7 protein-coding genes and 1 pseudogene are annotated in these 15,990 nt (G+C 35.8%); 4 read left to right on the top strand and 4 right to left on the bottom strand.

What is annotated here, in order from left to right; genetic code table 11:
• Positions 1-10 precede the first annotated feature (10 nt).
• Both NSQ92_RS25080 and NSQ92_RS25075 read right to left on the bottom strand, forming a co-directional pair.
• The gene (locus NSQ92_RS25080; RefSeq protein WP_163187434.1) at positions 11-1,336 is read right to left on the bottom strand and encodes a spore germination protein; all 1,326 of its coding nucleotides are present in this window, start codon (positions 1,334-1,336) and stop codon (positions 11-13) included.
• 822 nt (positions 1,337-2,158) lie between these two features.
• Positions 2,159-3,421, bottom strand: a pseudogene (locus tag NSQ92_RS25075) (IS110 family transposase).
• A gap of 346 nt (positions 3,422-3,767) precedes the next feature.
• Between NSQ92_RS25075 and NSQ92_RS25070 the strand changes: the two are divergent.
• From NSQ92_RS25070 to NSQ92_RS25060, 3 genes are read left to right on the top strand one after another with little or no spacing between them, the layout of a single operon-like run.
• Complete coding sequence (locus tag NSQ92_RS25070; protein WP_000668444.1) at positions 3,768-4,337, top strand: recombinase family protein; 570 nt, start codon at positions 3,768-3,770, stop codon at positions 4,335-4,337.
• Position 4,338: 1 nt separating this feature from the next.
• Positions 4,339-7,287: a Tn3 family transposase gene (locus tag NSQ92_RS25065; protein ID WP_163187432.1), complete on the top strand. Its 2,949-nt coding sequence runs from the start codon at positions 4,339-4,341 to the stop codon at positions 7,285-7,287.
• A 10-nt stretch (positions 7,288-7,297) separates the two neighbouring features.
• Positions 7,298-8,488 (top strand): IS110 family transposase, encoded by a 1,191-nt coding sequence (locus NSQ92_RS25060; protein ID WP_341123895.1) that lies wholly within the window; start codon positions 7,298-7,300, stop codon positions 8,486-8,488.
• Between the two features lie 199 nt (positions 8,489-8,687).
• On the opposite strand, the gene NSQ92_RS25055 is transcribed toward NSQ92_RS25060, so the two are convergent.
• Positions 8,688-9,731 (bottom strand): hypothetical protein, encoded by a 1,044-nt coding sequence (locus NSQ92_RS25055; protein ID WP_144545585.1) that lies wholly within the window; start codon positions 9,729-9,731, stop codon positions 8,688-8,690.
• A 534-nt stretch (positions 9,732-10,265) separates the two neighbouring features.
• Here NSQ92_RS25055 and NSQ92_RS25050 point away from each other — a divergent pair.
• Entirely contained in the window at positions 10,266-11,501 is a 1,236-nt protein-coding gene (locus NSQ92_RS25050; protein ID WP_095322885.1) for an IS110 family transposase, read from the top strand.
• Positions 11,502-11,828: 327 nt separating this feature from the next.
• Here NSQ92_RS25050 and NSQ92_RS25045 read toward each other — a convergent pair whose 3' ends face one another.
• A complete protein-coding gene (locus tag NSQ92_RS25045) occupies positions 11,829-15,938 on the bottom strand; it encodes a PKD domain-containing protein (RefSeq protein ID WP_341123847.1) in 4,110 nt (1,369 codons plus the stop codon).
• Positions 15,939-15,990: the final 52 nt, after the last annotated feature.

Genomic DNA, 15,990 nt, shown 5'->3' with positions numbered 1-15,990 from the left:
CTTCTTACCACTATTGTTCCTTCCTTCCTATATTTAAATAGAGATAGGACTTGCCAAAGGTAGTTAAACTTGCCAAATAAGAACTAATAAAAACTAGACCTACTACTAATCCTAAAACTCCAAATAGTGAAGAAAGAATTACATTAATATATTTAAATGATCTGATTGAAAGCGAGCTTTGAGCCCCCACAAGGGTTGAGTTAGCAATTGTTGTTGCTGCAAGAATGATGATTAAGAGATTGCTGACTAATTTAGCTTCTACAACTGCTTGTCCTAATATAATTCCTCCAACCATTGTAATTGTGGGACCTACTGATTTTGGAAGCCTTATGCTTGCTTCTAATATCAGTTCTAGAACAACCAACATGATTATAACTTCAACAAGTGCTGGATAAGGAACCCCTTCTCGACTTTGAGCTACAGAAAGTGCAAGCTCTATCTGTAACGCTTCCGGATTTACAGCAACAAGAGCAACATACATTCCTGGACTTATTAGAGCAATTAATGCACCAATTACTCGGAGGCAACTGATAGTTATCATAATGGGAAATGGAAAATTACGATCACTCTCAACAATAAACATATCCCAAAGGAGATTAGGCAGTATTAAAGCAAAAGGTAATTGATCAACTAATATAACAACTCTTCCCTTTTTAAGAAATTGTGATGCATGAAAAGGAAGTTCTGTCGTATTAAATTTTGAAACTGTATCCCAAGATGAAAACCCCAGCATTTTTGACATGCTTTGTAAGTTACTGATATCCATACTCTTATTCTTTTCAATAAGACTATTTATATTTTCAACAAGTTCTTTATCCACTAGACCATTAATAAATAGTAAAGAAATTTTTGTCTTCTGATTTTTCCCTGTTGTGAAGGAATGAACAAGAAGTTTATTTGAAGTAAGTTGTTTACGAAGGAGTCCAATATTTGTGTCAATATCTTCTGTGAAGGAGTTTGAAGGTCCTTGAATTACACTTTCATTTGATGGAACTTCAATTGAACGATTTAACCCCTTAGGAACAGGTTCGTAAATAATAAACTTTTTTGTATGTTCTATATATATAATAAGTTTACCTTCAAGGACTGATGTAATAGCCTTTTTTGTATCGTCTTCAAAAAGTTCACCCATTAAAATAAATATAGATTCTGATGTTTTCCCTTGAGAAATTAAACCCTCTGACTGTTTTTGAAGAATTGTTTTTGTTTTTGTCATATCTACTAAAGTAGATAGTCCTAGTAACAAAACTTCCTTTTTTAAAAGGTAATCACGTTTTATAAAAAAGTCATCATTACCCCCTAACGCTTTTTTAATATCTAAAACTATTTGTTCCATAACATTTTTCCTTTCATTTCCTATATGTTTAATTTGCACTTAATTTTATATAATTATTCAGGGGGAAAATTGATACTGGAACAATTTATATAACTTCTAAATGTTTAAGAAAATAAAAGGAAGTGAATGAACGCAAATTGGGAATACGAACTATTGTCCTTAGAAGAAAAAATTAAGATACAGAAATCTGGAAAAGTTGAAGTGTAGAAGTTTAGGATGAAGAGGAATACAATATTATTGTTTATAAACAGTTTGAAATAATTTTTATAATAAAAGTACATACCAGCTAAGTTACGGAATTTTTGAATAGCCACACAAATATCCCCATTTCAGGTGGGAACGAGGAATTTGTGTGAACAATCTTGATGATTGGGATTTGTTTTTATTAATAGCGCTATTCAACTAAACTCCCTCTATAAAAGAAGGGAAAACGCCGGATTACTCTTGTTTTCTTAGATTTTCATAGTTATTTACCTGTCGGTAAATGTCCTTATAGCTGGAGGATTCTCACTTGAAAGGATATATTTGGACTCTGAGAGAAAAAAGAGCTATAACCCATCAACCACCTTCTTACAACCATTGGTGGATGAGTAAAAATATGATTGCACTGGTGGATCTCCACATTTCTCATGGAGGTCAACCCTCCCATATCTCACAGAGTCTTCGCTCCAAAATTCCTTCGTCCAACCTTTCCATGAGGTGGATGTCAGTCATGCTGCCCGACAGGGTCCTTGCCCGTATTTTAGTTGTTTTACTGACTAATCCGTGCTTCAAATGTTTAAAACAATTAACCTACTAAATAATTTCAATCAAGAAAAGAAATTAAGCTGCTACCTGTAATACGTCCATATGAGGAATGTCCGATAACATGCGTTCTTCACTAAATTCGCACTGCTTTTTACCGATGGTAAATAAAATACGTATGAGCTTATTACATATTGCAATTCAATTAGAGATTGCATCTTCTTCAAAGGATTATTTGGACGCTTTGTAAAATACTCATGTAATGCTTTAAAAGCGGTATTTTTAGCGACCAAAGGCATTGCAACTCGAAAGAGGAGAGCTCTTAATGTCTTCCTACCTCTCTTGGTAATTTAGGTTTGTCCTTTATGCTTACCAGATGTATTTTCCTTAAGACTAAGCCCAGCTAGTTTGATAATCTGCCTTGGGTGGGAATAGTAACTTAGGTCTCCTACCTCTGAAAAAAAGCCTGCAACCGTGTCTTTCCCTATTCCCTTAATAGCCAACATTTGTTCAACACCTGGAATTTGTTCAAGAAGTTTATCTATGTTAGATTCCAGTTCTTCGAACTTTTCTTTTATTAGTTCATATTTGTCTATTAACGTGCGAAGCTCTAACTTAGCCATATCAGAACCTTCCCTAATACCAATTGAAGCAACTGCAATCTTCTTTAGTTCTTTTATTTTACTGAGTCCCACTGCACGTTTAACAGCTTTTCGAAGATGTACTAGTATCTCCTGTTCGGAGAGAGCTACTAACTCATGTGGCAATAAATTTAGTTTTAGTAATTGTATAGCAGATTTACCTTCCCAATCCTTAAAAGACGGTAAGAAACTCTGGAAAATAGCGGTCTATCCAATTATGGACTTGCCCTTGAACTGCTTGAAGATCAACAGATAGAAGATCACGTATTTTTCTAGCCACACGAAGTTCTGCATATCTCCCGTCTTTGACCAACTGTGCGATAACTCTTGCATCCTTTACATCATTTTTAGTTGGAGAATTATCATCTAACTCTTTACTTTTCTTTACATGCAAAGGATTTACAACTACAAACTTGATATTTTTCGCCTTAAGGAAGTGAGCTAAATTCAGCCAATAGTGACCTGTCGGCTCCATTCCTACGATCACTTTTTCCATATTGTTTTGATTCATTAACTTTTTTATCCACTCTAAGAAACAGTTAAAACTAGAATCTGTATTTTCAAAGTATAAAGGTGCTGAAAATTCTAAACCTCTAAAGTCTTGGGCTCTTGCCACATGCTTGTATTTAGCAATATCAACACCTATAATTAATGTTTGAGAAGTAATTTGAGCAATCTTTTCATTTTGGTTATAATTCATTTGAATAGCCTCCTGGTATATGTGTTTGTTGTCCTTTTTGCCGCCAGGCTTTGGACATTCATATCATACCAAGGGGCTTTTTTATGTTCAAACCTCATATTTCTTCATTACAGGAATGCTGCCCGTTAGTGTAAGTACACCTTTTCACAATCTCCTATATCCATTTCCTCTATATAAAAAAATACCAAAAACGACCGTTTTTGGTTGTAGAAAAGAGATTATCTAAAAATATTCAAAAACTACTTAAAACACATAACCAAAAATATAACCAAAATCAAATTACTAATATATCTATTTAAATACCCTTTATGGTATAGTAAATGTATTAAGTAAGGGGGGATTTGTGTTGAAATTTGGATATGCACGGGTAAGTACGCAAGATCAGTCATTGTCATTACAACTGGATGCTTTGAACCATTATGAAGTGGAACAGATTTTTGAAGAAAAAGAATCAGGTAAGAGGAAAAACCGGCCTCAATTGGACGAGCTACTTAAAGTTCTGCGTAAGGGCGACACAGTAGTTGTCTACAAATTAGATCGTATCAGTCGAAGTACCAAACATTTAATTGAACTCATGGAGCAGTTTGAAGCTAAGGGAATTCATTTCGTGTCTATTCAAGATAAAATTGACACAACAACAGCTATGGGGCGATTCTTTTTCAGAATGTTAGCCAGCATAGCCGAATTAGAACGGGACATCATTAGTGAACGAACTAAAGATGGACTGGTAGCTGCTAGAGCTAGGGGAAGAAATGGAGGTAGACCGAAGGTTGAACCTAAAAAAATCATGCTTGCCATGAAGATGTATGAAAGTAAAGACTACTCCTTATCTCAAATTAAAGAAGCCACAGGAATAGGAGCAACAACGTTATATCGTTACTTAGGAACAAAAGAAAAATCTGGCAAGGAGGTATAACATGAGAGGGAAAGAGCTGTTAACCTCCGATCAGCGAAATATGTTTGTGTCTATTCCTGATGATATGAATGAGCATGACATAGAAATGCACTATACTTTTACCTCAGAAGATCTTGGATTTATTAATAAGCACCGAAGAGACCATAATCGCTTAGGGGTTGCTTTACAGCTCGCTGTCCTTCGGTATCCAGGTTGGACTTTATTTCAGATTAAAGACATTCCCAGCCCAATACTCGATTATATTGCAAAACAAATTGATGTCTCCCCTCAAGAATATACCCAGTATGCAAAACGGGTAGCAACTCGAAATGAACATCTAGAGGAACTTCGGCAACATTATGGCTACCAAAACTTATCCTTTGGGGCATATCGAATAATTGCACAATTTACTCTTAAACTTGCTCTTGAGAACGGAAATACAGACTACTTGATTCGCTCAACAATTGAAGAATTGCGAAGACAAAAAGTAATTTTGCCAGCACTGACAACAATAGAAAGGATTGTATGGGAAGCTCGTCAACGGGCAGAAGAACGAATTTTTAAATCTATCATCTCTACATTAAGTGAATCTCAAAAACAAAAGTTAGATCACTTACTTGATGCAAGTTCCACCAATTCAAAGACACCCCTTGCTTGGTTGCGAGAAGTTCCCGGTCAATCTTCTCCAGATGCCTTCTTAAAGGTTATAAAACGTCTTCAAGTCATACGAACTTTGCAACTTAATGTGGATATTAAAGAAATTCATCCAAATAGGGTCTTACAGCTAGCACGATTGGGTTCCAAATATGAACCCCGTTCATTCCGTAGATTTAAAGAGAATAAGAAATTTGCGCTTTTAGTTTTACACCTCCTACAACTTAGCCAAAACCTTACTGATCATGCCTTTGAGATACATGATCGGCAAATTAGCCTATTGTTATCAAAAGGACGTAAAGCTCAAGAAGAGATTCAGAGGTTAAATGGTAAATCAGTTAATGAAAAGGTTATTCACTTTGCAGATTTGGGAACAGCATTGATTCAAGCAAAAGAACAAGGGAAGGACCCATTTGAAGCCTTAGAAGCTATTATGCCTTGGGAGGACTTCGTAAACTCAATAGAAGAGGCGAAGCAATTATCACGCCCTATGGATTACGATTACTTAGACTTACTAAAATTTCGCTTTAACTACTTACGTAAATATACTCCAACATTGTTAGAAGCCCTAGAATTCACTTCTACAAAATCAGGAGAGCCATTGCTTCAAGCTATTGAGACCATTAAAGAGATGAACAAAAATAATAAACGAAAAATTCCAGAAGGAGCTCCTTTGGACTTTATCTCGAATCGCTGGCAAAAGCACGTTTATGATGATGATGGTAATATAAATCGCCAATATTATGAGATGTCTGTTCTTACCGAGTTAAGAAATCTTGTACGCTCAGGTAACGTTTCTATTAAAGGAAGTCGTCAGCATCAAGATTTTGATAATTATTTAGTGACAAAAGAAGCATGGGAGCAAAACAAGCACCTTAATGGACTTACCGCACCACCTTCTGTTGATGAATACTTAAAATTGAAAATAGATGCATTACATGATCGGCTTGAATGGATTAAAGCGAATATCACAGAATTAGATGGGGTTAATTTTGAAGACGGACGGCTGCATCTCCATCGTTTGGAGAAAAACGTTCCAGAAACAGCACGAGAATATAGTTTATCTCTATATCAACTGATACCTCGTGTGAAGTTGACAGATTTGCTTATGGAAGTAGCAAGTTGGACGGGATTCGAAAAGCAGTTCCTCCATGCTTCTACGCTGAATCCACCGAAAGAAGAAGAAAAGCCTGCGATCATGGCAGCGATTATGGCTATGGGAACAAACATCGGTCTTACTAAGATGGCAGAAGCGACACAAGGGGTTTCTTACCGGCAAATGTCCACAGCCTCACAGTGGCGTTTATATGAAGATGCTATGAATAAAGCACAAGCCGTTATGGTGAATTTTCAACACCAGTTAAACTTGTCGTCGTACTGGGGCGATGGTACAACTTCTTCTTCAGATGGAATGCGTGTTCAAGTAGGAGTTTCATCCTTACACGCTGATGCAAATCCACATTACGGCACAGGGAAAGGAACAACCATTTATCGGTTTGTTAGTGACCAATTTTCTAGCTTCTATACGAAAGTGATTAATACAAACGCAAGAGACGCTGTTCATGTTATAGATGGTTTATTGCATCATGAAACCGACTTGCATATTGAAGAACATTATACAGATACGGCTGGTTATACGGATCAAGTATTCGGATTAACTAATTTGTTAGGATTTCGATTTGCCCCAAGACTACGAGACCTTGCAGATTCAAAACTTTATTCATTTGAAAAGCCAGACCAATATCCAGAAATGGAGAAGTTGCTTCGTGGAAGAATTAACACCAAGATCATTCAGGAAAATTATGATGATGTATTAAGGTTGGCACATTCCATTCGTAAAGGAACGGTCTCTGCTTCTCTCATTATGGGGAAATTAGGTTCTTATTCTCGTCAAAATAGCCTTGCGACAACTTTAAGAGAGATGGGTCGCATAGATAAAACCTTGTTTATATTAGATTATATTTCTAGCGAAACATTGCGTCGGCGAATTCAACGTGGATTAAATAAAGGAGAAGCTATGAATGCATTGGCACGAGCTATTTTCTTTGGGAAACATGGGGAACTTAGAGAAAGAGCATTACAAGATCAATTACAGCGTGCCAGCGCCTTAAACTTAATTATTAATGCTATTAGTATTTGGAATACCGTGTATCTATCACAAGCAATTGAACATTTTAAAAATACAGGAAAGTATCAAGAGGAATTGCTCCCGCACATATCACCATTAGGATGGGAACATATAAACTTTCTAGGAGAATATTCATTTATACCTGAGATTTTGAACTCAATACATTCCCTAAGTCCACTTAGGATATAAAAAAACCCTAATTTTTCTGCTTAGCGTAGAAAAATTAGGGTTTTCATATCCAAAAAATGTCTTAGCGTATAATATCCGCGTTTTGTCGGCAGTACCCCATTTACTAGATTTAGAGCATCAAACAGGGATGAAACCACCAGTTGTCTTGGAATCAACGGGTCACTATCATGCCCCAGTTGTACAGTTTTTAGAAGCAAGAGAGTACATTGTCATTATCGTAAATCCATTGGTATCTTACCGAGCAAAAAGTTCTAGTTTAAGAAAAACTAAAACAGATGCCATTGATGCTTATCACTTAGGCGAACTGTATTACAAAGAGGATTTAGAGCCGCAGAAAAAGCGTGGTGTTCAGTTATTAAACCTTCGGCATCTGACAAGACAACATGAAAATATGACGGGAATTATGGTTCAAACAAAGCTTCAATTTCAATCTGTATTAGATCAAGTATTTCCAGAGTATAAAGGCGTTTTTGGCGATCTGTATGCCGAGGTTTCATTAAGAACTTTACAAACTTTCCCTACCTCGGAGACTGTCTTAAAAACTTGTGTGGAGGAAATTGCACAATTTATTGATAGGCATTGTAAAGCAAGATCGTTTAATTGGGCGCTTGAAAAAGCAGAGGGATTAATCGCAGCTGCAGAACGCAACCCATTTCAGTCAACGCGTTATCAAAGCCTTCTTGTCAGTCTGAATATGTATATTGATTTACTTCAAGTGTACCACCAACAGCTTTCTACGTTGGAGCGTGAGATTGATCAGTTAGCAGTACAGCTCGAAGAATATGAACTACTCCAAACAATTCCCGGTGTAGGCGAAAAAATCGCTGCAACGATTATTTCTGAAATCGGGGAAATTGATCGGTTTAGTCATCCCAAAAAGTTAGTTGCCTTTGCAGGACTTGATCCTAGTGTATTTGAATCAGGTCGCTTTAAAGGCACGAAGAATCATATTACTAAACGAGGCTCTGCAAGGCTTCGCCACATGCTTTTTACAGCAGTTCGGTGTTCCATTCGAGATAGTCGTAAAAAGAAAACAACTGAAGAAACCATTGCACGAAATATGCGATTACGTGCCTTCTACGATTTAAAACGTGAAGAAGGTAAGCCTTATAAAGTAGCCATTATTGCATGTGCTAATAAGCTTTTACACTGGATTTATGCGATGTTAAAAACGAAAACACCATTCCAAGAAACTATTTAGTAACAACATTTTCCTATACAACTAAAACCTTCCAAATTGAATCAGGAGGGTTATTTGAGTTGTGCATTTTTAGTATAGCATTTAGTAATTATAAATTTAAAATATATTTATTGACAAACTATTAGCTGGTTTTGTTTAAGTACATTACTTCACAAATTTATTTTTATCATCGGAATGCTGTCCAGGCAGCTTCAACCTGTTACCGTTCAACTCTTGAATTAAGATAATCAAGGAGTTTATACTCTTGCCTGTTTTGCCAGTCACAGATAAAACCCTCTAAATTGAACAAACCCTCAAAGTTATCACTTAGTTTCACTACGGTTTCGAACCCATTACCGTAAAAACTTATATGACCAAATAAAATTTTCCCTTTCTGAATGATTAACAGTTTATGTGCTTGATCAGGAAATGAAATTGCAGAGAAATCCATCTCTTTTCCGGACAGTGTGGCAAATGTGTTTTCGCCGCCATTTACAATCCAATCTCGTATAGGATCGAAGCAAACCTGTAATACGAAATCTCGACCTTTTACAAAGGCAAGGTAATTGAAGATTGTTTTGGCACAGACCCTGAAATACCTATCATCAAACTCAAGTGTTTGGTGTACTCTTTGCTGCACCGTTCCATAATCCGGGATTTGCTTCTCGAATGGTTTTTGTTCAACTAATTTCTTTACAAAATTAGCAACTTCCAATTCAAGGTCTTTATTGCTTAGACCTACATACCATTTACCTTCATGAACCCCTAGAAGAAACTCATCCTGACTAAATCGCTCATCCTCGTGCAATGTATACCTGCCGTTATAATTACCCAAGTTCTTAGTAAAGTCTGTGGTCTGTTGACCAACATCACCGAAAGACTTGTCTGAAATAAACTGACAGCTACCATTTATATTTATTTTGATTTGAGAAATACTATATGGTCTTCCTAAACTTATATATCCAAATTCAACTGTATCTGGATTAATTACGCCACTCATTAAGCTAACTGCGCCTTGTGTCGCTTTCTTAGGATTAGTTATGTTCCCTCTCTTACCTGGCCCTACAAATTGTCTGGGTAGTGCTAAAAGGGACTTCTTCATAACTTGACCTTCCATGGCGGAAAACGCATTGTTAGCAGTATGGCTTACATATTCCATAGGAAGTTTCTGAATACCCCCGATACCAGCTGGGAAAATGTGTTCACCAGACTTAAATGTTACTACCGGCTCTGTTTTCTTTAAATACATACAATACTTCTCCATCTTTTTGACCTCCTATATCAAGTCCTCTCCAATCAGTATAGTATAGAAAGCACTACCAATCACTTAAGGAGTCTTCTTGTTACACCTTTATTAAAATATATGTCGAAACAGAACGATTATTGCTATTTACAAAAAAACATCTATCATTTTACCGAACCATTTAGGAAGCGGTATTTAGAAGATAGGTGCGTTTTTAATACAGGTTCAATACCACTTAAATATTTAACTTCCTAATTTATCCATACTAATAAACTTAAAATTATCTTCCTGTTCACTAACCTCCCCGTTCGTATTATAAGGTCAGCCAGAGAATTCTGGTTGACTATTTTTTATTCAATTTATAGATTGATAGTAGCCGGGGAAGAACGGACGCACCCGTGGGACTTGATCCCGACAACTAAACTGTTCCCCTCTACTTGTTAACACATGATTAGGCTGGTTGGGACATGATGATCCCGTATAACAAGCGAAGATATGAATGACAAGCTAGATAGAGGTTACCGGTCAATCCACTACACTAGGAGGAGATAATTTATGAATCCAGTTGTTGGTCTGGATGTCGCTAAAGGTGAAAGTCAGGTTCAAATGTTCTTGGATAAAAAAATGCCCTATAAAAATAGTGTGAAAGTTGAACATACGGTGGATGGTTTAAAAGAGTTATACTCTTATTTACTAGATTTAGAGCATCAAACAGGGATGAAACCACCAGTTGTCTTGGAATCAACGGGTCACTATCATGCCCCAGTTGTACAGTTTTTAGAAGCAAGAGAGTACATTGTCATTATCGTAAATCCATTGGTATCTTACCGAGCAAAAAGTTCTAGTTTAAGAAAAACTAAAACAGATGCCATTGATGCTTATCACTTAGGCGAACTGTATTACAAAGAGGATTTAGAGCCGCAGAAAAAGCGTGGTGTTCAGTTATTAAACCTTCGGCATCTGACAAGACAACATGAAAATATGACGGGAATTATGGTTCAAACAAAGCTTCAATTTCAATCTGTATTAGATCAAGTATTTCCAGAGTATAAAGGCGTTTTTGGCGATCTGTATGCCGAGGTTTCATTAAGAACTTTACAAACTTTCCCTACCTCGGAGACTGTCTTAAAAACTTGTGTGGAGGAAATTGCACAATTTATTGATAGGCATTGTAAAGCAAGATCGTTTAATTGGGCGCTTGAAAAAGCAGAGGGATTAATCGCAGCTGCAGAACGCAACCCATTTCAGTCAACGCGTTATCAAAGCCTTCTTGTCAGTCTGAATATGTATATTGATTTACTTCAAGTGTACCACCAACAGCTTTCTACGTTGGAGCGTGAGATTGATCAGTTAGCAGTACAGCTCGAAGAATATGAACTACTCCAAACAATTCCCGGTGTAGGCGAAAAAATCGCTGCAACGATTATTTCTGAAATCGGGGAAATTGATCGGTTTAGTCATCCCAAAAAGTTAGTTGCCTTTGCAGGACTTGATCCTAGTGTATTTGAATCAGGTCGCTTTAAAGGCACGAAGAATCATATTACTAAACGAGGCTCTGCAAGGCTTCGCCACATGCTTTTTACAGCAGTTCGGTGTTCCATTCGAGATAGTCGTAAAAAGAAAACAACTGAAGAAACCATTGCACGAAATATGCGATTACGTGCCTTCTACGATTTAAAACGTGAAGAAGGTAAGCCTTATAAAGTAGCCATTATTGCATGTGCTAATAAGCTTTTACACTGGATTTATGCGATGTTAAAAACGAAAACACCATTCCAAGAAACTATTTAGTAACAACATTTTCCTATACAACTAAAACCTTCCAAATTGAATCAGGAGGGTTATTTGAGTTGTGCATTTTTAGTATAGCATTTAGTAATTATAAATTTAAAATATATTTATTGACAAACTATTAGCTGGTTTAGTTCTAGAAGAGCTGGCAAGATTACGATGAATACTATTCATTTTTAAATAACTTTATTGTTTATTAAACAACTATATAGTTTTTTAAAGGGACATTATTATTCGTAAGCACCAATATAAATAAAAAAACCAGTATTAACAATAGTTTGTTAATACTGGTATTATGACATGCCATACTATAATTGACCACATTAATTAAAATTTGCGATGATATTTAGATGAGTTAAATGCGTCATCAATTATATTTATTTTAACGGTATCCTTTTTAATTACTCCATTCTTATACTTTACTTCAAATTCAAATTTAGCTTCTCCTACTTTCAACATAGTTGGATAGTACTGATGTTTTTCTTCATAAAGCGAACCATTATACAATATATTAGTTTCTTTATTTAAATCAACAGGAGAGGTAGTATTTTTGTTATCCATTTGAACCGCGGATAAAGTACTCTTTACATAAATAGTTTCATAAGGTGAAGTATCTGCTTCAAGTAAAAACTTTTCACCACTAAAAAATTTATCTAGTGTATTTCCAAGTTTCTCATGCTTTTTCTTCCAATCGGCTGTATGATTTACATGTCCTTTTATGATTAGTGGTTTAGCATAAAAGGATATATCTACAGTCGTTTTATCATGGCCATCATCCACTTCGGTAGTAAAATCATATTTCCCTACGTCCGGAACAAAAACATAACAAACCTCTTCACCAGAGTTAATATTTGATTTTGTTAAAACGGTTTGTTTATTCCCATAATCCTTTTTTAAAAATAATTTAACTGCCATTGGTTGTTTATCTAAATCAATTACTTTTATACAAACATTTACGGTATCACCTTCATATACATCCTTTGGTGTATATGTAAGAGTAACTTGTGGTGGTCTATTGGTAATCTTTAGAGTTTTCTCTTTTGTACCTGTAGCTCCATCATCATCTGTAACAGTTAATTTTATTTTATAATCTCCCACCTTAGTGAAAATATTTTTAGGATTTTTTTCAGTCGAGAATTTGGTCCAAGTCGTTTTATTTGGTTCCTGATATTCCCATATATTTGTTAATGGATCACCGTCTGTATCAAATGACTTGTTAGTGAAAGAGACAGTGGTATCATTATAAATGGTTGTTGGGTTCCAAGTAAAATCCGCAACAGGTGCTCGATTTTTAACAGTAACATTTTTAGTCACGTTGTGACTAGCTTCTCCGTCTGAAACCGTTAATCGGACTTTCCAAACCCCTTTCTTATTTAAAGTGTAAGAAGGGTCCTTAGAAGTAGAAATAGTACTCCAGGTAGATTCATTTGGCTTCTGAGCTTCCCATTTAAACGTTAGAGAATCTTTATCAGCATCCGTAGACTTATTAGTAAAAGAAACGGACGTATCATTATAGATAGAACTAGGACTCCAAGTAAAATCTGCTACAGGTATCCTGTTTTGAACAGTAATGTTTTTAATCACATTATGACTAGCTTCTCCGTCTGAAACTGTTAATCGGACTTTCCAAACCCCTTTCTCATTTAAAGTGTAAGAAGGGTCCTTAGAAGTAGAAATAGTACTCCAGGTAGATTCATTTGGCTTCTGAGCTTCCCATTTAAACGTTAGAGAATCTTTATCAGCATCCGTAGATTTATTAGTAAAAGAAACGGACGTATCATTATAGATAGTACTAGGACTCCAAGTGAAATCTGCTACAGGTATCCTGTTTTGAACAGTAATGTTTTTAGTCACATTATGACTAGCTTCTCCGTCTGAAACCGTTAATCGAACTTTCCAAACCCCTTTCTTATTTAAAGTGTAAGAAGGGTCCTTAGAAGAAGAGATGGTACTCCAAGTAGACTCATTTGGCTTTTGAGTTTCCCACTTATACGTTAAAGAATCTTTATCAGCATCGGTAGACTTATTAGTAAAAGAAACGGACGTATCATTATAGATGGTACTAGGATTCCATATAAAGTCAGCAACCGGAGTTCTATTCTGCACAGTAACATTTTTAGTTACGTTGTGACTAGCTTCCCCATCTGAGACAGTTAAACGAACTTTCCAAACCCCCTTTTTATTTAGAGTATAAGAAGGTTCTTTTGAAGTCGAAATACTACTCCAAGTAGTCTCATTAGGTTTCTGAGTTTCCCACTTATACGTTAGAGAGTCACCGTCAACATCTGAAGATTTATTACTGAAGGAAACAGAAGTATCATTATAAATGGTACTAGGACTCCAGGTGAAATCAGCATTCGGCGCTCTGTTTTTTACACTAATATTTTTAGTCACATTATTGCTAGCTTCCCCATCGGAAACAGTTAGACGTACTTTCCAAATCCCCTTTTTATTTAGGGTATAAGAGGGATTTTTAGAAGTCGAAATCGTACTCCAATTAGTGTCATCAGGCTTTTGAGTTTCCCACTTATACGTTAGAGAGTCACCGTCAGCATCTGAAGATTTATTACTGAAGGAAACAGAAGTATCATTGTAAATGGTACTAGGACTCCAAGAAAAATCGGCAGCTGGTGCTCTATTCTGTACAGTAATATTTTTAGTTACATTATGGCTTGCCTCTCCATCTGAGACAGTTAAACGAACTTTCCAAACCCCCTTTTTATTCAAAGTATAAGGAGGGTCTTTAGAAGTAGAAAATGTACTCCAGGTAGTCTCGTTAGGCTTTTGAGTTTCCCACTTATACGTTAATGAGTCACCGTCTACATCTGAAGATTTATTACTGAAAGAAACAGAAGTATCATTGTAAATGGTACCAGGATTCCAAGTGAAATCAGCTATTGGAGGTCTATTAATAACATATAAGGCATGACCGACAACACTTTCATCTTCTCCATCAGAAACAGTGAGTTTAAAGGTATAGTCTCCCTTTCCTATAGTGAAACTTGACGGCGTTTTTGCAGTAGACACAGTCACATAATTACTATCTGCGCTGCCATATGGTTTTCTTTCCCAGCGATATGTTAAAGAATCTCCGTCAGGATCTGAAGAACTATTAACCATCTTGATTGGTGTATCATTATAAATAGTATTGGAAGGATCCCATTCCCATTTTGCAACAGGAGGCCGGTTATTTACATATAAAGCATGTCCAGCTTCTGCCTCTTCTTTTCCATCAGAAACTACTAATTTAAAGGTATACTTTCCTTTTGCAATCTTAAAGCTAGATGGCGTTTTAGCAGTTGATATTTGAACATAATTACTATCAGCTGATCCATATGGTTTCCTGTACCATTTGTAAGTTAAAGGGTCGCCATCGGGATCAGAAGAATTGTTTATCATTTTGACAGTTGTATCATTATAGACGTTATTGGAAGGATCCCATTCCCATTTTGCAATAGGAGGTCTATTTGGTTGAAATGATAATTTAGCTTGATCTCCTTTAAAAGTAAAATATGCGGTATTTGCCCATTTGGTTTTATTACTATCATGTGGACTTCTAACTCCATACCAAACAGCTGTTTGAGATTCTTCAAAATCGACTTTTGTATAAGTTTTCCCTTGAGTGAAGTATCTGTTATTACCTAATTCATCAATGACAGAGGGTGCACTTTCTCTAGGGGTTTTCCTTCGTAATACACCTTCTGCATTCATTTCTAAGGTATTAGTATTGGTACCACTTGAAAGCGATAACTTTCCTCCCTCATATGCTTTATTACTAAATTCGAAAGGAAGAATAAGTGGCGTATACACAATTTGATTTTGTACTTTTTTAACGATAAATAAATCCCAATTAGCTTTTTCTTTTCTATTGAAAAGCTCTTCTAAGGGTAAATAAGCATTAAAACTTACATCTTGATATTTCATATTGCAATCATCGTTCCATCTATTTGTTGCACTCGATGGACATTGGTTCCATATGCCAGCCCCTTGATTATTATATTCTAGATCCTCGGTTGCATCTAAACTTCCTTGAACTGTTTTATAAATTTTTACTGTGCCGATACCACTATCACCAGATGATTTTCTAGCAACTATATACGTATCTTGGTTAGAAGAGGTATGTTCACGATGTCCAAATAATACTGACCAACCCGAAAATCTAATATATTTTTGACTACCTTTCCCAAAATTTTTTGTTATAACTTGATAACCATTTGTAACAAACTTGTCTGAATATACATCGTAAACTATTTTTCTTCCACTAGTCATAGTGAAATCTTTTGATCCCATTAGGTTATTCCAATTATTCTTAACCGTTGATGAAACATTATATATATCTTCATCACCAGTACTTGCGTGAGCATGATGCTCTTGAATAAAAAGTAAAAATAAAAAAAATAAAATAGGAATCAGAAAAAAAATCTTTGCATTTCTCATTTAAATCCCGCTTTCTATTCTTTGTAAAAAAATTAACATTTCACCTCCTAAT

The sequence above is a fragment of the Niallia sp. FSL M8-0099 genome (genome assembly GCF_038006945.1).
GTDB lineage: Bacteria > Bacillota > Bacilli > Bacillales > Cytobacillaceae > Niallia > Niallia circulans.
Note: the sequence above shows the minus strand (reverse complement) of the source record. Positions and strands in the feature narration are given on the sequence as shown.